Here is a 21237-nt window from a genome sequence, read left to right as displayed (position 1 = left end):
GATGAAGAAGATCGGGGTAATTGGAGCAGGGGTGATGGGCCGCGGTGTAGCCCAGAGTTTTGCACAGACAGGTCATGAGGTTGTCTTGGTGGACATCAAGGATGAAGTGCTGGAGATCGCCGGAGAAGAGATCTATAACAATATCCGAATGCTGAAGTTATTCAAGAAAGTAGAGGGACTGGAAGCCCCGGAGATTATTATGGAGCGCATCCATATGACGACGGAACTGGAGATGCTTCGTGAAGCGGATATCATCGTTGAAAATGTGAATGAACAGTGGGACATCAAAAAGGAAGTGTACGGTCGGATCGACTCGATCTGTCATGAGGCATGCATATTTCTGGTGAACACTTCATGTATCTCGATTACCAAAATTGCGGCATTAACCAAACGGCCTGATCAGGTCATTGGTACTCATTTTATGAATCCGGTTCCCTTGAAATCAGCCGTTGAAGTGATCAAGGGGATGCATACCTCGGAACGTACCATTGAAGAAGTAACTGAACTATTGTCATCGATCGGTAAAGAGACGATTCTGGTTAACGACTATCCCGGATTTGTCTCAAACCGCATTTCCCATCTGTTTATGAATGAAGCTGCTTTTGTTCTTCAGGATCAGGTGGCTACAGCACGTGAGGTGGATGATATTTTTGTTAAATGTTACGGCCATACGATGGGACCTTTGGAGACTGCGGATTTAATTGGCTTGGATACCGTTGTGGATTCTCTTGATGTGCTGTATGAGAGCTACCAGGACCCAAAATTCCGTTGTTGTCCTTTACTGAGAAAGATGGTGCACGCCGGACAGACCGGAAGAAAATCAGGGGAAGGTTTCTATAGTTACTAATCAACGACATGAATAATTCATGGCATAAACAAGCTTTATTGCGTATTCAAAACCATTTTAATGAGGGAAAGGGAGTTATACACATGGAAGAAGTTAAAGGTAGAGTTCGCAAGTTTTTGGGTCGTTTTTTCAAAAAGCATGAGCTTCAGGACGACGAGGACATCTTTGCCCTTGGTTTTGTGAATTCGTTGTTTGCGATGCAGCTGGTTATGTTTCTGGAGAAGGAATTCTCCATTCGTGTCGACAATAAAGATCTGGATTTGCAGAACTTCAAGTCCATTAATGCCATCGTTGAGCTTATTGAGAGCAAGACGGTCAGTTCCTAAAAGCCGCCGATTCTCTCCCCAGTACAGTGTGAAAAATGTGCATTCATCCGGTCCCATTATAGGAGGTTAACGTGTTGAAAATGGAATTGAGCGAACAGCAGTTACACTGCAAGCAGGATGCTGCATCATTTACCAATCAATATATCGTCCCGTACGCAGGCTTGCACGATAGAGAAGAACGGCTTCATCCAGAGGTGATCGACTCGCTGAAATCCTCAGGTTATCTGGGTTCTATGATTCCTCGGGAATATGGAGGTATGGGGCTTGATCCGATATCAGTTGGGGTGCTGAACGAGGAGATCGGAAGAGGATGTTCATCCGTACGAAGTCTGCTTACGGTTCACGGTATGGTTGCCATAGCCATTCAGAAGTTTGGTTCTGAAGAGCTGCGTTCCTATTGGTTGCCACGTCTGGCCTCAGGTGAAGTCATTGGAGCCTTTGGTTTGAGCGAACCCGGAGTCGGTAGTGATGCCAAAAGCATCGAGACCGTAGCCGAATTCAATGGCGAAGGATATGTGTTGAACGGGAAGAAAAAGTGGATCACGATGGGTCAGCTTGCTGACCTGTTTCTCATCTTTGCCCAGGTGAATGATAAACCAACCGCGTTCCTGGTGGAACGGAACAACCCAGGATTGAAGATACAGCCGATCAACGGGATGTTGGGGGTTAAAGGCTCGATGCTGGCGGAACTGCATCTGGAGCATGTTTACGTTGAATCCGATCGTATGGTGGGGAGTTCAGGTATAGGTGTCTCTATGGTGGCCTTGCATTGCTTGGATTATGGTCGCTATACCGTAGCTTGGGGCTGTGTTGGACTGGGACAAGCCTGTCTGGATGCTTCGCTGAGTTATGCAGGCAGCCGCCGTCAGTTCGGAGTCCTCCTGCAGGAAAATCAGTTAATTCAGAAAATGCTGACGGAGATCATAGTGGATGTGAAAGCGGCGCGGCTTTTATGTTATCAATCCGGATATCTGAAAGAAGTGATGGACCCGGATTCCATTATGGAAACCTGGACGGCGAAATACTATGCGGCAGATATGGTCAACAAGGTAGCGCACCGTGCGGTACAGATTCATGGAGCCAAGGGCTGTAGTGCGGAGTATCCGGTGGAGCGATTTTACCGGGATGCTCGTGTGAATGAGATTATCGAGGGCACCACACAAATGCATGAGATGGTTATTGCTTCATATGCTGCGAGTACCTATGAATCCGTACAAGAGGAGGCTGTTCTGTCATGAAAAAAATAAAATGTGTAATCTGGGACTTGGACCATACGATTTGGAACGGAATTTTGCTGGAGGATGAACAGGTCACGCTGAAAGAAAATATTGTGGAAGTTATCTGTACTCTGGATGAACGAGGAATTCTGCAATCGATTGCCAGCCGTAACGATCATGAACTGGCGATGGCCAAGTTGGAAGAATTCGGTCTGCGCGAATATTTTATCTATCCACAAATCAATTGGAATGCCAAATCCCGATCGGTGAAAACCATCGTGGAATCCATCAATATCGGAATGGACACGATTGCTTTTATCGATGATCAGCCTTTCGAACGTGAGGAAGTATTATTTACTCACCCCGACGTCCTCTGTATCGATGCGATGGCCTATCTTGAATTAACAGATATGGATGAGATGAAGCCACGTTTCATTACCGAGGATTCTGCCTTACGCAGAAAGATGTATATGAATGATATTGCCCGCAATGAGAAGGAGGAGGAGTTCGAAGGTACTCAGGATGAATTCCTGGCCTCCCTTGGCATGATCTTCACGATCTCTGAAGTGAAGGAAGGGGATCTACAGCGTGCAGAAGAACTGACGGTCAGAACACATCAACTGAACGCCACAGGTTATACCTACTCTTACGAGGAACTCGATCAATTCCGGTATTCTCCACGCCACAAACTGCTGATTGCAGGACTGGAAGACAAGTACGGTACGTATGGCAAAATCGGCCTGGCGTTGCTCGAATTAAATGACGAAGTGTGGACACTGAAACTGCTGTTGGTGTCCTGCCGCGTCATGTCCAGAGGAGCAGGTACATTGCTGCTGCATCATGTGATGCGTATGGCTAAGGAAGCGAATGTCCGTTTGCAGGCCGAGTTTGTATCAACAGATCGCAATCGTACGATGATGATCACTTACAAATTTGCCGGATTCCGTGAGATTGAGCAGAACGGAGATTTTTATTTGTTTGAGAGTGATCTAAGCATGATCCAGGATCAGCCTGCGTATGTGTCCATGGAAGTTATCGCGTAAACCCAATCTAAGAGGCGAGGTGTTTAATCAATGGAAAAAATAGCATTTCTGTTTCCAGGGCAAGGTTCTCAATATGTAGGGATGATGAAAAACTTCTATGATCAGTACGAGATTGCAAGACAAACGTATGAAGAAGCCAACCATATTCTGGGCTTTGATTTGGCCAAATTGAGTTTTGAAGGCAGCCTTTTTGATCTGAACAAACCTTCCAATATGCAGCCGGCATTGTTGACAGCGAGTGTGGTTGCCTATCGTGTCTACATGGAGGAGATCGGGATCAACCCGCAATTCTGCGCAGGCCACAGCCTGGGTGAGTATGCAGCTCTAGCGTGCTCCGGTGCTATGACATTTGGTGATGCTGTGCGGATCACCAAGCGACGCGGGGAATTGACGGAACTTATCGCAGATGAAGCAGATGGAGCCATGACCATCATTGATGGCGCCGATGAGGAGATGATCCGCAGAGCCTGCGAGCAAGTGTCAACCGATACGGCTTGGTCTGCGATTTCCTGTTACAATGCTTCGAGCCAGTATGCCATATCCGGTCATCAGGATTCGATTGAACAAGTGGAATCCATCCTGCTGGACCAGGATGCCCAGACAACCCCGTTGATGATGAGTGCGCCGTTCCATAGCCGCTTGATGGAGTCGGCTGGTGAACAGCTTGGGGTGGAACTTGCCAATTATCGTTTCCATCCATTCAAGTGGCCTGTCGTATCCAATGTTACCGCCACGCCATACACCGAAGGCGGGCGAATTACGGGACTTCTCCAAAGGCAGCTGTCCCAGCCGGTCAAGTGGGCACAGACGATGCAATATCTCAAGAAGCATGGCGTTACGCTGACGATTGAACTTGGACCCAAAAATGTCCTGAGCGGACTGGTAGAAATGGATAAGCTCGGTATGAAATCTTTTGCCTACGGACAGAAAGAGGATCGTAAAGCACTGAAAGAGTTACTGGATCAGGCTGTTGTATCCAGACCGAGACCAACGGTAGTAACGAAATGTATGGCTGCGGCTGTAGCTACACCTAATCGGAATTGGGATCAGGAGGAATATCAAAAAGGAGTCGTTGAGCCATATAAACAGATTCAACAGCTTCAAGAGGAGCTTGAGGCGGCGGATCAGGCCCCGACTACGGAGCAGATGAAACAGTCGCTGGAATGGCTCGGAACGATATTCGAAACCAAACAAGTAGAGCAGGAAGAACGGGATGACTGGTTCCACCAGATCCTGGACGAGACGGGGCAGTATTATTTGTGGAATGACCTGAAAGTTACTACGGCATAAACAAGCACGTGTACAACAATCAACCGGCAGGACAGGTGTGATCAACACTTGTTGTGCCGGTTTACTATGTATTCGGGGTGAGATCATGGATATCCATCTACTTAATGTTATGATGTCGAGTGATAAATTTAAGGAAGAACGAGTGTATTGGCAGAAACAACTAGATGGCGATATTCATATTGGAACGTTGTTTGATGGAATTCTGCAACCTTCGATACAGACTGGAGAACCCAACGTACAGATCCTTTCCTTATCCTTTCCAGATGAATTGTCCGCAAGATTGATCCGCATGAGTGGGGGATCAAATTTGGCGTTGTATATATTGCTCTTATCGGGATTTCAACATCTGTTGTATCGTTATCGTGGACATCAAGATATGTTGCTGGGTATGCCCCTGACTCCAGAACAAGTCGAAGATTTTCGAAGTTCCCACTTGCTCGCAATTCGTGGAAAAGTAGACGAGACAGCATCGTTCAGACAATTGGTATTACATACCAAATCTGAAGTCATGTCCGCCCGAACATACTGGCATTTTCCTTACGATAAGATGGCAGAGAAGCTGGGGCGGCTTCCCGAGGAGTGCGAGTTGAAGACGGTTCTGTATATGAAAGGAATCCATGAGGAACCTATTCTGGATGAAAGAGCCCATTGTTCACTGGCGTTTGACCGGGTAGATCAACGACTTCAGATGACTCTCCGTTATGGTGCCATATCCCTTGAACCCAGCCAACCTGAGCGTTTATGTTCCCACTACATACGATTGCTGGAACAGACAACAGCCTTACCAGACCAACCGCTATCCATGAGTCAGCTCCTTTCTCTGGAAGAGGAGAATGAAATCATGGAAAGATGGAACAGGAGTCCACATTTGTTCCTGCCGGAGGCACGTTCTGTCTGTGCTCTATTTCTTGAACAAGTAAACAGAACACCCAACCAGACTGCGGTTATAGAGGGAGATCGCCAGATTTCGTATCAGTCTCTGGAGGAGCAATCCAATCAACTTGCCCGTCTCCTGATTGCTTCTGGGGTGACTGCGGAGAGTCCAGTCCCCGTTATGATGGCAGGCTCCATGGAGTTAATCATTACAATCCTGGCGGTGTTCAAAGCAGGAGGAACCTATATTCCTCTTCATCCTGAATATCCGATGGAGCGTATACGCCATATTTTAATGGAATCGGATGCCCGCATTATTCTTACGGGACTGTTGGAAACGAATGTACATCGAGCTTTAGAGGAGATGACATTGGCTATGCCTTCAGGCTCAGGCATAGAAATGATTGAGCTGGATGCTGCCCCATGGAGAATAGAAGATGGAAGTGGTTTAAGTTTCGTACCCGATATGAATGGTCTAGCCTACATTCTGTATACGTCCGGCTCAACGGGTGAGCCCAAAGGGGTCGGAGTAGAGCAACGAAATCTGAGTGCATACGTGAACGCTTTTCAAGCCGAGTTTCAACTAAATTCAACAGACAAGGTGCTTCAACAAGCAGCGAGTACCTTTGATACTTATATGGAAGAAGTGTTTCCTGCATTAACTGCCGGGGCAACACTGGTTATGGTTCAACGAGAACAACTGCTGGATATCCACGGACTGGTGCAGTTACTGGACAGACACAAGGTCACCCTTGTCAGCACTACACCTCATATCCTGAGGGAACTTAACCGGATGCCCAATCTTGCGAGTGTTCGCACCATTATCAGCGGTGGAGATGTATTGAAGATGGCGGATATTGGACATCTGCTCACCTATACCAATGTATACAATACGTACGGCCCCACCGAGACGACGGTATGTGCACTCTATGAGAAGCTGTCATCAGAGACTGTTGATCCGATTCCAGTGGGGCGCCCTATTCAAGGTTATTTTGTACACATTGGAGATCGTCATGGACGAATGTTGCCCATAGGCGTACCCGGAGAAATATGTATTTCGGGCAACGGGGTGTCTCGCGGGTATATAGGATTGCAGGAATTGACAGATCAGAAGTTTATCGAGTCATCGTTTGTTGAAGGAGAGCGGATGTTTCGCACAGGGGATATAGGAATGTGGACAGCGGAAGGCCGCATGTTGTTTCTGGGAAGGATGGACAAGCAGGTTAAGGTCAGGGGCCATCGGATTGAATTGGCAGAAGTAGAGCGACATCTGAACCGTTACGGTCCAATTGACGAATGTGTTGTACTGACGACCGGAGTCGAAGGTGAGAAGGTGCTGACCGCTTATATTGTGGCCGATACGGAACTGTATGTCATGGATATTCGCCAATATCTGATGTCATTGTTGCCCGAATATATGCTGCCTTCAAGATATATTCAAATATCACATATGCCGCGAACGATCCATGGGAAGATAGATACACGAGAGTTATTGAACCAGAGGCAGTCATTACATTTTGGCATGAACTATGCACCGCCCACGAATGAGCTGGAGCACCAACTGGTGCAAGTTTGGCGTACATTGCTGGAGATGGAACGGATCGGTATTGACGACGACTTCTTTCAGCTTGGCGGGCACTCCCTGCTTGTGATCCGAATGGAGGTTGAACTGGAGAATCTCGGTATTCGGGTCCTGCCTTCCATTTTGTATGACAATCCCACCATAAGGATGCTTGCAGCAGTTCTGGAAGAGAATCCCGAGCTTGCCGATTCATATGAAAGTGAAAATAACGGACAGCCATCTGGCGTTGTAAAGGTTAACAAGACGTCATCATCATTGGGTGTGGAGCATTCACAGCTAGCCCATTCCGGTGGATATCAGCCTTTTAACGAAGTCTTTTTCAAATTATGCTTCTATAACTCTCTATTTCCCATTGTATTGCAACAGAACAAAAGCATACATCCGTTTTTCATCCATCATGTGGATGAGTATCTATGGTCTGAGAATAAGCAATTTCTTGTGAATGGTTTCTTCTCCTGTCGCAAGGATACAGACATTCTGGACGATCTGGGCATTGGTTATGAAATGGTAAAAGCTAGCGAGGACATTATACAGGATGTCAGTCGAGCGGTTCTGAATGCCAAACCGGTTATTGTCTGGGTTGACGTCTACTACACATCCATACGCAATGATACGTATCTCAAAAAGCATATTCCACATACCTGGCTTGTATACGGTGCTGATCCGATCAACCAGACGTTTACCGTGATGGAGCATAAGCATCATGATAACTTGTCGTATGAAGAACGAATTGTTAGTTACCAGGATCTGTCGGATAGCTATCATGGCTATATCGAGCATTTTAATATGGAAAATCACACCTTCTATACGTTCTACAATAAGCATTATCCGGTGATACATCAAAGAGATGCCAGTTCGAAACAGTTGGAGGCTTACTGGAAGATCTATGTGGATCATATTGAAGAGCAACAGGAGCGGATAGAGAACAGTCTGGCAAGACTGGAGGAGAGTGTGCCACAGTTTGAGGCCGTTGTTCAGGATCAACATGTAGTGTCTTCCATAGCAGAGGATTGGGTCATTTCGCTTCATAAATTGATTAGTGCCAAAAAGGCCGAGGTGTATCGTTGTGCCAATCTAACTGGCGCGGATTCCAGATTGACACATATTCGTGAGCGCATTGTCATGGAGTGGAGTGACATTCGCGCAGTTCTGGCCAAGTATGTGCTTACTTCTTCATATAAACCAACATCGTTTCATAAACTCCCTGAGATATACAGAAATATAAGTGTGCTTGAACGGGAGTATTACGATGAGTTGGTTAAATCTCACATGATGGGGAGGATCTGAATGAGTGAAATCATGACATTGGAGACTCAAATAATACAGGTCATCGACAAGGTTATGGAGTATGAAACGGATATTCAGATGGATCAAGCCTGGGGGGAACTTGGAACGAATTCACTCGATTACATTAAAATTGTGGTGGAGATGGAGAAAGTATTCAACATTGAGATAGACGATGATCAATTGGCATTTGTGCAAACCGACACCATAGCCGATTTCAGGGATTACCTGGTCAGCCTCATTGAAGGAGATTCGGAACATGAGCCGGACTAAACGAATAGGACAGATCTGGTTCCGGCTTTCGATTCAATTACCCGTGGCTGCACTTATCATTATTGGATTAACTGTGACAGCATTAGTGACGTTAGCCATGCAATTCCATACGACCTCCTATCTGCGCAGTGAGACGGCAACGGCAACTGCAGGGTCTGAATCACTGCAAGGGGAGGATGTCAAAGTACACATTATAGCTGAATTTACAGAAGAGCCTATTACGGGGTTTCAGAAGGGTGACTCCTTGATCTGGTACACAGAGGAACAAGGTAAACGTTACGCTGCCCAGATCCTTGAGGTTAACCAGGACCCCACATCATCTACGACTCGAATTACAGCTGAAGGTGTATGGAATGAAGAGCTGGCGGAGCGGATGAAGTTATCCCATACAACCGAGTTCCCGATTGTTACCGAGGTACAATCCCAGAGCCAGACCGTACTTGAGAGCTGGATATCCTAGAGGAGGATGGCATGGAGAATATTTCACTGAGCAAACGAATCCGTACATTCGCCAAACCCTACCGCATCAGCTTGATTACCATGTTGTTCTGCGAGCTAATCATGGTGGTGGTGGATCTGATTGGACCGCTTATTTTTGCCATCTTGATCGACGAAGTATTCTATCACCGTAATCTTCATTTCTTCGGCTATGTTATTTTGACTTATATTGCTTTGTATGTAGGTGTAAGGGCTCTAAGTTGGATCATTAAATCCATCTGGATCTACCTGAATGTTAAATTTCTATTTGATATTCGAAAAAGTTTATTTGATCGCATTCTTCATTTTAAAGCATCTTATTTTCAAAAAGCCCAGACCGGTGATCTGGTCACACGTCTAACAAGAGACACGGATTCTGTCATGCAGTTAATAGAGTTAATCATTTTTCAGATGGCAGCTCCATTTACCAAATTGCTGGTTTCGTTTGTTTTTTTATTTTATCTCAATCCGTATATCGCCCTGGCCATGATGGTGCTAGTTCCGGTTTCGGTCTGGGTATCACAGTATTTTAATCGTAAGATGACTAAGCAGCAGACCATTTTGCGTGGGAAATACGGCCATTTTGTCAGCTGGATGCTGGAGATGCTTCAAGGCATGAGAGATATTCGTTTGTTGGGGAGTGGCAGAAGGGTCACTACACTGTTCACGGGACAGAGCGCAGACGTTATTCGTCTCGACAATCAGACAGAAGTCATGAAATGGATGTCTACCCGCTCTAATGCATTTATTTTTTTGCTATCAGATCTGTGTATCTATGCCATTGCGGGTGTGCTTATTGTTCAGGGACAGCTTACGGCAGGAGCCTTTGTTGCCATTATGTCGTATCTGACCAAGAATAATCAATCCATGATGATGATCTACGAGGCGGTTGTGAATCTGCCCAAGCTGACGGTACAGTCCCGCAAAGTCTTTGATCTTCTGGATGAAGAGACGGAGAGGAGCGGTGGTCAATCGGAAGTTGAGATGGAAAATGGGGAGACGTCATTCGAGCAAGTGAGATTTCGGTATGATGAACAGGGTCCCTATGTGCTGGACGGTCTCACGTTGGAGATCGGTGCTCATGAATCTGTTGCGCTTGTAGGTAAGAGTGGCTCGGGCAAAACAACGATTGTGAACATGCTGCTCGGTTTCTACGCTCCGGAGGTAGGGGAGATTCGAATTGGTGGCAGGCATATAGATGACTATTCTCTGTCTCGACTGCGCAAGAGAGTAGGAATTGTGCAGCAGGAGGCCATTCTGTTCCATGAAACCATCCGTTACAATCTGATGCTTGGCAGCGCTCACGCGGATGATGATCAATTGCTGGAGGCATGTGATCAGGCCTATATTGGAGACTTTATCCGTTCTCTTCCTCAGGGTCTGGACACCGTTATTGGTGCAGGGGAAATGGAGTTCTCCGGTGGACAAAAGCAGCGTCTGTCTATTGCCCGCATTTTTCTGAAGCAACCCAAATTAATTATATTCGACGAAGCCACTTCCGCTTTGGACTATGAAGCTGAACAAGCGGTCCAGCATTCCTGGCAGCAATTGAGCAAGGATCGTGCTTCGATTGTCATCGCCCATCGCTTATCCTCCATCCTGAATGCTGATCGGGTTGCTGTTGTACATCAGGGACGCATTGTGGCTACAGGCACGCATGGATATCTGCTGGAGAATAGCAAGCACTACCGTGAGTTATTTGCAGAAGATTTCATCCGGAAGGAGGGACTGATGTCGTGACGAAGACACCGTCAACTTCCCGGTATGCACTCTTTAAACAGATTAAGCCATTTATCAAAAATGCGAACCGTCAAATCTTCATTCTAGGTACACTGAAACTGGCCTTGACTGCTATTGCGCTCATGATCCCTTATCTGTACAAGCTGCTCATTGATCATGTCATGGTTGGACGGGAGCTTGGAATGTTACCCTATATCCTTGCTGGATACCTGGGCTTATTTGCGTTGGAGACAACCGCTCTGGGTTTACAAACGCTGTTCAGTAACCGGTTATTAGGTCGGACCAAGCTCGATTTGCAGCTGAACATGTGGAAAAGATTAGTGCGCATGAAGCCAACTTTATATGAGCGCTATAGTGCGGGAGATCTGAAGAATAGGCTGGATGGAGACGTCACACTGGTTAAAGACTTTATCTTTTTGCATTTGATTGATTATACGTTCAAATGGATCAGCGTAGGGGCGTATGTGGTTATTCTGTTATCGCTGAATTGGAAGATGGCTTTGCTGGGTTTTGTTATGCTTCCCATTTCCTTTGTTATCAGTTCCCGATTGGGCAAAAAGGCCAAAGTACTGGTCTCTGAATTCCGCCAGACTACCGGAGAATATGAGACATGGATATCGAACAGCTTCAGACACTGGAAGGAAATCAAGGCACTGAATATGCAACGCAAAGAATCCATCAAGTTTGTGGGGTATTGGAAACGTTTTGGCAAAATCAAATTCCGACATCTGGCATATACGTATGCCAATGAGCTGTACTACACCTTTCAGGATGACTTTATTAATAAGATGAATCTTTATTTTATCGGCGGGTTGCTGATTTTTCAGGGAGAATTAACAATCGGGGGACTGCTTGTTTTTCTGACATACTATCAACAGATGATTAACAACATTAATGAAATTAATGCCTCCAATGTTCAACTTCATGATGTGACACCTTCCATTGAACGGATCGTTGAATTGCTGGAACTTCCCGTTGTACCACAGAGAAAGCTCGGACTACAGCCAGAGTTCCAAGGGCATCTCGAATTCAAGGATGTCTCCTTTCGTTATCAGGAGAATCAAAGGGATGTCTTGCATGAGATTAATCTGAACATCCAGCCTGGTGATTATACAGCGATCGTAGGCAGAAGTGGTTCGGGTAAGAGCACGTTAATCAAACTTATTCTAGGGCAGAATGAAACACAGCAAGGGGCTATTCTCGTTGACGGACAGCCCATTGGTGACTTGGGATCATACTACCTTTATCAACATATTGGGGTGGTTATGCAGGAGAATACCTTGTTCAGTATGTCCATCATGGATAATCTCAGACTCGTACAGCCACGGGCTACAGAAGAAGAGATACGAGAGGTTTGCCGCATGGCTTTGCTGGATGATTTCATTGAAGAATTGCCTGACAAGTATAATACGGTTCTGGGTGAGTCAAGTATTAAGCTGTCCGGAGGCCAGAAGCAGCGTTTGGCGCTTGCGAGGGTGCTGTTAACAAGACCCCGAATGCTTATTCTGGATGAAGCAACCTCTGCACTGGATAATGACTCGGAACGGAAAATAAGTGAGGTGATCCGTAGGATCGCACAGCATATGACGGTGCTTGTGATCGCCCACCGGTATTCAGCTATTCAGGATGCCGAGCAAGTCATTGTGCTCGATCAGGGAGAGATTGTTGCTAGGGGCACTCATCTGGAACTGGCCGGGCGGCATGAGGTGTATGACACGTTGTTCAAGGAGCAGCGGCAAGGTGTCGGGTCAACTGTCACCTGACGTAAATAGAATGATTCTAGGAGGTTAATGACATGACCATCTATTGTCCACTACCTTTGGAAGAGCACTATAACAACAATGGTTTTAGCTATCTGGATACAAACCAGATAGGGAACTTCACGACCTTTGGTTCCTCATACCCTGGAGACGAACTTCCTGATCAGGAGAATGTGCAATGGCGGGATGTTCCGTTTCATTTTCCTTTACGCAGACAGGCATTTAATAATATAGAACTGGATAGCCAGCGAATTCCGGTACCATTGGATCTATATTCGACATTATATATTCTGGGTGCGGCAGATAATGGTTCATACCATGAATTCATTGATTTTGAACGAGCCGGAGAGCGGATGGGAAGAGCGTCATTGGATCTGACAAACTGGACCGAGACGAGCCCACATTATAATGAAGAAATTATGTTTCAATGTAGCGGGATGTGTACACAAAAGGGTACCTTACTGACATCCAAACAGCCTATTATTTGGTTCCAGCAGATTATGCTGGAAGAACCCATTTCATTTGACAAGATCCTATTGCCAGACAATCCATGCATGCATATCTTTGCACTAACCTTGGGGAAGGAGTGGAATATATGAATATTCAGCCAAGAGAAGCACATACAGAAGGTGAAGATTGCTTTACCCTATGTGTAAGCAGCATTCTCAACTATAAAGAAATCACGAATTTCCTGGCGGTATGGAAGCAATGCGGGATGATGTACCATGAAGACCCGGAGAGAGGCACCCCGAAACTTGTCCCTACTTATATGACTGTTGAAAATGAGTTTCAACGCATTCATCATATTGATTTGAATATCGTCAGAACAAACGAACGGACCGAGGTTATCCAGGAAATCATGACGTTGCTTCAGCAAAACGAAGCAGTCATTGTATGGGTTGATGTATTTTACATGAAGTACAATTCACTTTATCAATTACTTCATTCGTCGCATTGTATTGTCTTGTCCGACTATGCAGATGGACAGTTTGAGTTTATTGATGATTTTTATCATTTGAAAGGTAATATGGATGAACAGACGTTATTTGAAGCGCTTGATCTAGGTCAGACGCCATTAATTCGTGAGGGTACGCGTTATCGTTATGCTACATTAGATGTTGGGAATGCCGTTGAGCAGGTAAAAGAGAGAGAGTTCTACGAAATGCTTCAACAAAATCATGAAATCATGGATGGAATATCCGGGCAGCTAACCAAACAGGTTGAGTGGTATGAATTGGTTAATCCGCATGTTGGTTTGCCTGCCATTGAACGGTATATCGACGCTACACGTCAGCATATGCAAGATTCATCCGCATTGACGGAAGAATATCTGGACAATATGTATGGCGACTTGGCGGGCATAAGTAATAACAGATATTTGTATGGCCATTTCCTAAGAGAAGGAATACCGTACAATCCGGATATTTCTCAACTGGTGGAGACGTACGAATATGCTGCGCAACGATGGAATCTCGCGGCTAATATGACATTGAAAAGTCAATACCTGGATCTGGATCGTCGACATCATATGTTAGATCGAGTGCTGGGTAAAATCGGAGAAATTATAGCTCTGGAACAAGAGGCCCATGACTTGGTCAAACATCTTGTTGCCAGTTAAGGGTATCACTAATCTTACGAAAATCAAAAAGGCCCGTAAAGCAACGTTTGCTTTACGGGCCTTTTTGATGATTTGCTTCATATTAAGCAGCAGCTTTTTTCTGTGACTGCATTCTCAGATACACCTGAGAGAAAATAACGGATGCCAGTGCGACCACGGTCATACCCCAGAAAATATTGGTATATGCCGAGGAGAGAGGCATGTTCTGCATCGCCGTTAATGCTACGCCAGTAACAGCAACACTGAAAGCACCACTGAAGAACTGACTGAGTTGGAACAGCCCCATACCTGCGCCCACTTGATCCATGGTCAGATTGCCAGACAATTCATTGGACACGCTGGTGGTTAGGGAAGAGAAGCCAACGCTGAGCAGGACATACACAGCCATAATGGCGTATATGTTATTGTCTGCAAATAAGGCGAATAACCCGGCAGCTGCCAGTAGTAGCCATGGTGCAAACTTCAGCAGCAACGTATTGCCATGTCGGTCAATCATGCGGCCGATCCGGTTGGACAGCAGCATGGACACGACTGCACCCGGGAAGATGACAAGTCCCGATTGAGCAGGTGTCAGTCCATATAGATGTGCCAAAATTTGCGGTAACAGAAACAACGTTGAGAAGTTATTAATGTACGATACAATCCCTAGCGAGCTGAGCATCATATATTTTTTGTCTTTGAACAAAGCAGGTTGAACAAACGGGTCTGCCGCGCGCCGAATTCGGAGCCAGAACAGAAGCAGTGCCGCAGCACCGATAACAAGCGTGTACCACTGACGGGAAGTCAGGAATAACAGCACACCTGTAGTACCGATGGCGAGAAGCACGGCACCGAGCAGGTCAAATGAACCTTTTTGCGGTGTTTCCCGAGGAAGCAGTTTGAAGAATACAGGAATCAAGAATAACGTTAATCCCGTAACGATAAACAGATCATGCCATCCCAGAAACTGAGTAATACTTCCGCCGATGACGGGACCAAGTCCAAGCCCCAGTGAACTCGCGGACATGATGACAGCCATCGATTTACCCCGGCGATCATTGGGAATGTATCGGGTAATCAGTACAATAGCGAGCCCGGGAACCGAAGCAGCACCCGCAGCCTGGATCAGACGTGCAATGAGCAAAATGATGAAATGATTACTGAAGAACCCGAGAACGGATGCCGCACCAAGTAACGTAAGTCCGGTCGTGAATAATGTACGAATAGGTATGAAATCCGATAGACGTGAGAACGTAATCGAGGAAATGGCAAATACAATGGAATACCCTGTAACAATCCATGAGGAAGCGACGGATGTAAGCATGAATTCGGCTGCAATTTTGGGCAGGGCCAGATTAAACATCATTGTATTCATCACAACGAGTACAACGGTGAAGCCAAGCAAGCCTACAATTAATCCTTCCTGTATTCCGGTCCGTTCCCCTGATGATGCGGTTGCGGTGTTGTTCATAAAAACCTCCTAAAGTGATGTGTATTTCGCAACATTTCAGAAACGGTGTGTAACATTTGCAAAATGTAATATGATGTCAATCCCGTGCCTGACAGCAGGGGTTACATAACGAAATCATTAAAGTTCGATTGGTGTCGAACATTAGAAATATATCATGGATCTGTGTTAAAATACAATGGATAGTCTGAGAAAAGGGGACTACAGTATGAAAATTTTACATCATCCACAGGTGTCAGATATTGAACTTTCCTCCGTATTGTATGCGTTAAGCGACCCGACCCGTCTTGGGATTGTTGCGGAAGCAGCGAGAAGCGGGGAGCAGCCGTGCAGTCATTTTCATGCACCTGTTGTGAAGTCAACGATGTCGCATCACATTCGTACCTTGCGGGAAGCTGGAGTTATTCGGGTCAGAGTGCAGGGCACACAGCATTTTCTCACCCTGCGATCCGATGATCTGGAAACGCGCTTTCCAGGACTCCTGCAACCGTTATTGCAGGCCGCAGCTCAGTCGAGCACAGATCCTTCCTAAATGTTGTCCTTTCTTCAAGTCGAAGAGGGGACATTTTTTATTTTCTGCTACTGCATGTTCAAAAAGTTAACGATTCAGCACCGAGAAGGTGAACGCAAGATTCGATGTCGAGTTCGCTTCTTGGGCTACTTCGTGATCAATTGGGGACTTTTTGAACAACCTTTAAAACTGATGCGACATTCTGTGTCGTACCTTGCCCTATATAATAACGGTGAACACACAAACCATATCGAAAAGAGGTTCACAACCATTGGCAAAAACGAAAAGAGGACGCGTTTTGTGGAGTCTTCCTTCCAGGGGCCGGGGAACATGCCCGGTGTGTAGCAGTACCCGAATTAAATTGTTGTATACGCAAACAAAAACAGACGGTACAAGTCTGAAAGTATGCAAGAAATGCTTCAAAGCCGTGCAATCCAGAGTGGATAAGGCACATGTATAACATAACTGGCCTGTTCTTCGGAACGGGCCATGTCTTTTGATATAATCGAATATATTAGGGATGGATGAGATGGGGGCGGGAAGATGAGTAACATGCATCGAATTCACTGGTTTGACGAACAGATTCGGGGTGGACGTTTTCCGAATAGCAGCTGGCTTGCCCGTGAGTTTGAAATCTCCCGTCGTCAAGCTCAGCGTGATATTGAATATATGGCAAGTTCCCTGCGAGCCCCTTTGGTGTATATGGCAAAATATCGGGGCTATTGTTATGAGGATCAGACTTTTCGATTGCCCCATTTGTATATGACCGAAGAAGAGCAGCGTGTGCTGAAATATCTGGCGCATCGTTACCGGCATTACGATTATGATCAATCGGACGCGGTGAAACGTGTAGCACATTTGCTGGAGCGTTTTACGTTGGAGGAACAACCGATGGGAAGTAGTGAGCTTCCGGTATTTTCGGCGCAACCGAAGCAACTGCAATTCTTTGAATTATTGTCCCATGCCATAACCGACTTGCGCAGAGTACATATTCATTACAGGGATCACGATGGAGAACGGCAGTTTTCCTTGTGTCCATTAAAGATGATATCCCAGTTTAACGCCGATTACGTGGTGGGTTATGAAGCAGATCCTGTGCAGCAAGTGGCGATTCGCTTGGAGGGCATTGTTCATGTATCGATCTTGGATGAGAGATTTGAGTACAGGTCAGATGCCCTCCTAGGTGGATGGGAAGAACCACTGCCTGTGCGTAAACCGTTTGTAGCTGAGATTCGCTTGAAGGAATTGCAGCAAATGGACCTATGGCAAGGGTATCGTATCCAGTCTAGGCAAGATCAGATTTATTCAATTGAATTTTATGACACGGATGCTTTCTTGCAGCATTTGTTTATTAGCGAATGGGAGGAACTATTGTCTCCTGGGTGGCTTAGGCGCAAGCTTCAGCAAAGCGCAGAAGGATTAATGGACAGGCTTGGAACAGTAGAGTGAGTCTGTAAACAGGGAACAAACGAGCAGATGCAGAGCAGGCTGCTGTTTCTCGTAAATACATCAGGAAAACCACCATGGAGAGGAGCTTTTTCTTTGGCTGAAGTCGTGTTAAATAACCTCATCATGAAGCGGGAGTCCAAATCGTACGTGGATAGTCTGCATGCGATACTAACCCATACAGGCCAGTTTCAAGGTTCCAAGGTTGTACTTGCCGGATATACGGGCATGGCTTTCAAGCTGTCGGTGCATCGCAGACTACTTCCCATGTCGGTTACAGCATATGGACAATGGGGGGAAGCACATCGTCCTGGAGTCGATAACCTGGGGATATTCACGATCTGGGATGGGGGACGTACACGTCATTCTACGTTCAGTTATTATCAGCAGGATGCAGTGAACTGGGTGAGACGGAGTATTGATGAAGGCACTGGTGTAATTTACTGGATTCCTGAGTTCGGTGTTATCCATGGATATGATGACAGTGATCGCATCTTTTATGTGCAAAACGGATGGAGCAAGGAACCGCAGATTTTGCTATATGATAATTTCGGCTTGAACTTTACCGGATTTTGGTATTGTCAGGTGTTTGGTGATCAGGTGCGCATCCCTGAACAGCAGATGCTGCTGGAATCCCTGCGACTGGCGATTGAGGATTGGGATATTCCCTATCGTCTGTTACCTGATCAGAATATTGCTTCAGGCAGAAAGGCATATGATGTGTGGGTGAAGGCCTTGCGGAGTGGGGATTTCGATGAATCCGGTGCAGGTTATATTTTGGAATCCTTCTGCCATTCGCGAACCGAAATACGAATGTATTTGCAGGGTGTTCGAGGGATATGGAACGAACTGGACCACGCTTGTTCATGTTATGTACAGCTTGGGACGTTAATTGACCAAATGAAAGGATATATGGTTCAGCAGGAGAATAGACGTGTCTTGCGACCAGACACCACAGAAGATCTAGCACAGGTATTAGTGAAGGCAAAAGCACTGGAAGAGCAGGCTATTGATTATTTTCGAGTGATATCCAGGAAGTATCCTGACCGTAAAAGGTCCACTATACCACGGTGGGGAGCACACTCCGCACGATAGAATGAGGGAGGAAGGAGTGACGGATGATGGCAGCCAAAGTATTGCAGGACTTGATTCGCTTCCCGCGAGCCCCAACCTCTGCTGATGCACACCTATCATGGAACGGTGTGGGTTCGTATACAGATGCGATGTACCGCATTTTATTGCACACACAGTGGATGGATTTCCCGCGTCACATGATTGCAGGTATGACGGCAAGTGCATTCCGATTAGTGGTGGATCGGCGTCTGACTGCAGAATCAATCTCGGCATACAACTGGATGGCAGAGAACTTTGTGGCGGCTGATTTTCTTGGCGTAACAACGGGACAACATGGTGGATTTTCATTTGAACCGACTTTTCCGCTCTATCAGAAGCAGGCAGTGCTTGACATCAAGGCGTCCATTGACCGGGGAATAGGTGCGATTCTCTGGCATGATCAATTTGTCATTGCTGCCGGATATGATGATGAGGAGCAGGTGCTGTTTATTGGAGAAAGTGAAGGACATGAAGTCATTCGTCTGCCCTATGATTCATTTGGCAGGAACAGTACGCCATACTGGTACTATCAGGTGCTGGAATCTCATGAATCTGTGGATCTATGGGAAGTTTGCAAGGAGTCATTAATTCAGGCCGTATACAAATGGGAAACCCATGACTACATGCTGCCCTCCCAGGATTATGCCTGTGGATCGGCTGCGTATACGGTTATGGCAGCTACTTTGCAGTCTGGAACATATGACACAGAACAAGCGGCAACTGTACTGCGCTATTATGCCAGATCAAGACTGGGCATTGCCTCTTATGTTGCAGGGCTGGAGTACCTATCAGCTCGGATGGTTCATGTCATGCGTGAGTATGCATTGCTCGCAGAACTGTATTCGGAGATTGTTGATGTAGTTAATGATTCAATCTCATGGAATACGAAGGAACCCGAATGTGTGCAAAGGGTAATTAAGCTTATAGGGAAAGCAGGGGTTACGGAACAACGTGCCATTGATGCCATTAAACGTGCCTTTCCAGAGACGATAGGCAATCGTTTTAAGGATGTTGGATTAAGATAATTGGAGCATGATAGAGAAAAATGAAAAGCCCAGCAGGAATAAAACCGGACAGGCTACAGCCCATCCGGTTTATTTATATTGAACATATACAACATCAGCCCATGTGATCCACGCTAATAATAACTTTTACAAGAAAAAATAACCAAAATTTTAATTTTGGGGTAATCCAAATCCCCTCTTGTTCCGAATATTATATTAGATGGTCTTTTTTGGATGATGATATTCAAGGACAACAGGGGGCGGGAGTATGGTACATAATCCGGAAACCATTCAGGAATGTATCGAACATGCACGGCAAAGGCTCTACCAGATTGCAGCTCAATACCCGGAACTATGGCATCCAGAGGTTATTCGTCAATCCATGGTGCTTGATGAGTTGATTAATGAGTATAACAATGCAACTCGCAAGAGAACGATCACGAATCAGCTAAAATCATAACCTTCTGAACAAAGAATTCCAAGAGGGAATTCCGTGTGTTTGCCTTACTCTTTTACCGCCCCGAGCACAATTCCCTTAACGAAGAAACGCTGCAAGAACGGATATACGAGCAGAATCGGCAGAGCGCCAATAAAGATCTGAGCAGCGTTCACCGTACGTTGAGACATGTTCTGGAGCTGCGTTGCATCCACGTTCATGTTGGAGAAATCCTGCTGTACGATTATAGTCTGCATTAACGTGGCGAGTGGATATTTGGAAGCATCATTCATATAGATCAACCCATCGAACCAGGAATTCCACTGACCTACCATGGTGAATAAAGAGATCGTGGCAATGGCCGGCATGGATACAGGCAGATAGATTTTGAACAGGGTCGTGATATGGTTGGCTCCATCGATAAATGCAGCCTCTTCCAGCTCTTTCGGCACGTTACGGAAGAAGTTCATCATCAGAATCAGGTTCCAGACAGCCACTGCTCCCGGCAAAATGAGAGCCCACATCGTATTCATAAGCCCAAGCTTCTGAATCAAGATATAAGACGGAATTAATCCCCCGCTGAACAGCATCGTGAAGATGAAAAACCACGCATATAGCGAACGCCCCTTGAAGTGCAGACTTTCCTTGGATAACGGATAAGCCGTCAGGAAGACAAGTGTCATACTGAGCATTGTGCCCAGAACTGTACGCTGGACTGAAATCCAGAGTGCACTCAGAAAGTTACTGTTACCAAATGTTTTGGTATAGGCGTCCACCGTAAAATCAATGGGCCAAAGTGTCACCAGATTGGCGGATGCTGCCGCTTTACCACTGAAGGAAACGGCCAGAATATGGACCAGCGGCAGGATGCACAGGATCGAGACGGCCGCGATGAATATCAGGTTGAAGCCATTGAATATACGGTACCCGGTTGTTTTGTGATACACCTT

20 protein-coding genes are annotated in these 21237 nt (G+C 46.0%); 18 read left to right on the top strand and 2 right to left on the bottom strand.

The window, feature by feature from the left end; all coding sequences use genetic code 11:
• Nucleotide 1: 1 nt before the first annotated feature.
• The 12 genes from MKY66_RS26115 to MKY66_RS26060 all read left to right on the top strand — a co-directional run bounded on the left by MKY66_RS26115 (nucleotide 2) and on the right by MKY66_RS26060 (nucleotide 14330).
• Nucleotides 2-847, top strand: coding sequence for a 3-hydroxyacyl-CoA dehydrogenase NAD-binding domain-containing protein (locus tag MKY66_RS26115; protein WP_076212937.1), 846 nt, complete (start codon nucleotides 2-4; stop codon nucleotides 845-847).
• Nucleotides 848-930: 83 nt separating this feature from the next.
• Complete coding sequence (locus MKY66_RS26110) at nucleotides 931-1173, top strand: acyl carrier protein (RefSeq protein ID WP_076212934.1); 243 nt, start codon at nucleotides 931-933, stop codon at nucleotides 1171-1173.
• Nucleotides 1174-1253: 80 nt separating this feature from the next.
• Nucleotides 1254-2411 (top strand): acyl-CoA dehydrogenase family protein, encoded by a 1158-nt coding sequence (locus MKY66_RS26105; RefSeq protein WP_256704277.1) that lies wholly within the window; start codon nucleotides 1254-1256, stop codon nucleotides 2409-2411.
• A complete protein-coding gene (locus MKY66_RS26100; protein WP_076212928.1) occupies nucleotides 2408-3433 on the top strand; it encodes an HAD-IIIC family phosphatase in 1026 nt (341 codons plus the stop codon). Before MKY66_RS26105 ends, MKY66_RS26100 begins: the two co-directional genes overlap by 4 nt.
• Before the next feature lie 30 nt (nucleotides 3434-3463).
• Entirely contained in the window at nucleotides 3464-4723 is a 1260-nt protein-coding gene (gene fabD / locus MKY66_RS26095) for an ACP S-malonyltransferase (RefSeq protein WP_076212925.1), read from the top strand.
• 109 nt (nucleotides 4724-4832) lie between these two features.
• Complete coding sequence (locus tag MKY66_RS26090) at nucleotides 4833-8465, top strand: amino acid adenylation domain-containing protein (RefSeq protein WP_339806370.1); 3633 nt, start codon at nucleotides 4833-4835, stop codon at nucleotides 8463-8465.
• On the top strand, nucleotides 8466-8735 hold the full coding sequence (locus MKY66_RS26085; RefSeq protein ID WP_076212920.1) for a phosphopantetheine-binding protein: 270 nt from the start codon (nucleotides 8466-8468) through the stop codon (nucleotides 8733-8735).
• Nucleotides 8722-9195 (top strand): hypothetical protein, encoded by a 474-nt coding sequence (locus MKY66_RS26080; protein WP_076212917.1) that lies wholly within the window; start codon nucleotides 8722-8724, stop codon nucleotides 9193-9195. Before MKY66_RS26085 ends, MKY66_RS26080 begins: the two co-directional genes overlap by 14 nt.
• Before the next feature lie 11 nt (nucleotides 9196-9206).
• Nucleotides 9207-10952, top strand: a complete 1746-nt coding sequence (locus tag MKY66_RS26075; RefSeq protein ID WP_076212915.1) for an ABC transporter ATP-binding protein — start codon at nucleotides 9207-9209, stop codon at nucleotides 10950-10952.
• Complete coding sequence (locus MKY66_RS26070; protein WP_076212912.1) at nucleotides 10949-12715, top strand: ABC transporter ATP-binding protein; 1767 nt, start codon at nucleotides 10949-10951, stop codon at nucleotides 12713-12715. The genes MKY66_RS26075 and MKY66_RS26070 overlap by 4 nt, the downstream gene beginning before the upstream one ends.
• 32 nt (nucleotides 12716-12747) lie before the next feature.
• The gene (locus MKY66_RS26065) at nucleotides 12748-13311 is read left to right on the top strand and encodes a hypothetical protein (RefSeq protein ID WP_076212910.1); all 564 of its coding nucleotides are present in this window, start codon (nucleotides 12748-12750) and stop codon (nucleotides 13309-13311) included.
• On the top strand, nucleotides 13308-14330 hold the full coding sequence (locus MKY66_RS26060; RefSeq protein WP_076212907.1) for a BtrH N-terminal domain-containing protein: 1023 nt from the start codon (nucleotides 13308-13310) through the stop codon (nucleotides 14328-14330). Before MKY66_RS26065 ends, MKY66_RS26060 begins: the two co-directional genes overlap by 4 nt.
• An 82-nt stretch (nucleotides 14331-14412) precedes the next feature.
• Here the strand turns inward: MKY66_RS26060 and MKY66_RS26055 are convergent, their stop codons facing one another.
• Nucleotides 14413-15780, bottom strand: coding sequence for an MFS transporter (locus MKY66_RS26055; protein WP_076212904.1), 1368 nt, complete (start codon nucleotides 15778-15780; stop codon nucleotides 14413-14415).
• 205 nt (nucleotides 15781-15985) lie between these two features.
• Here MKY66_RS26055 and MKY66_RS26050 point away from each other — a divergent pair, with 205 nt between their 5' ends.
• The 6 genes from MKY66_RS26050 (at nucleotide 15986) to MKY66_RS26025 (ending at nucleotide 20311) form a co-directional block, all read left to right on the top strand.
• Nucleotides 15986-16309: a helix-turn-helix transcriptional regulator gene (locus tag MKY66_RS26050; protein ID WP_036606795.1), complete on the top strand. Its 324-nt coding sequence runs from the start codon at nucleotides 15986-15988 to the stop codon at nucleotides 16307-16309.
• A 250-nt stretch (nucleotides 16310-16559) separates the two neighbouring features.
• Entirely contained in the window at nucleotides 16560-16748 is a 189-nt protein-coding gene (locus MKY66_RS26045) for a hypothetical protein (RefSeq protein WP_074096524.1), read from the top strand.
• A gap of 83 nt (nucleotides 16749-16831) precedes the next feature.
• Complete coding sequence (locus MKY66_RS26040; RefSeq protein WP_076212902.1) at nucleotides 16832-17737, top strand: WYL domain-containing protein; 906 nt, start codon at nucleotides 16832-16834, stop codon at nucleotides 17735-17737.
• 93 nt (nucleotides 17738-17830) lie between these two features.
• A complete protein-coding gene (locus tag MKY66_RS26035; RefSeq protein ID WP_256704274.1) occupies nucleotides 17831-18829 on the top strand; it encodes a hypothetical protein in 999 nt (332 codons plus the stop codon).
• Between the two features lie 23 nt (nucleotides 18830-18852).
• Nucleotides 18853-19872 (top strand): hypothetical protein, encoded by a 1020-nt coding sequence (locus tag MKY66_RS26030; protein ID WP_143760341.1) that lies wholly within the window; start codon nucleotides 18853-18855, stop codon nucleotides 19870-19872.
• A 247-nt stretch (nucleotides 19873-20119) separates the two neighbouring features.
• Entirely contained in the window at nucleotides 20120-20311 is a 192-nt protein-coding gene (locus tag MKY66_RS26025) for an aspartyl-phosphate phosphatase Spo0E family protein (protein WP_076212896.1), read from the top strand.
• A 44-nt stretch (nucleotides 20312-20355) separates the two neighbouring features.
• Here MKY66_RS26025 and MKY66_RS26020 read toward each other — a convergent pair whose 3' ends face one another.
• Complete coding sequence (locus MKY66_RS26020) at nucleotides 20356-21234, bottom strand: carbohydrate ABC transporter permease (protein WP_076212894.1); 879 nt, start codon at nucleotides 21232-21234, stop codon at nucleotides 20356-20358.
• Nucleotides 21235-21237 lie beyond the last annotated feature (3 nt).

The sequence above is a fragment of the Paenibacillus sp. FSL R5-0766 genome (genome assembly GCF_037971845.1).
Taxonomy (GTDB): Bacteria; Bacillota; Bacilli; order Paenibacillales; family Paenibacillaceae; genus Paenibacillus.
Note: the sequence above shows the minus strand (reverse complement) of the source record. Positions and strands in the feature narration are given on the sequence as shown.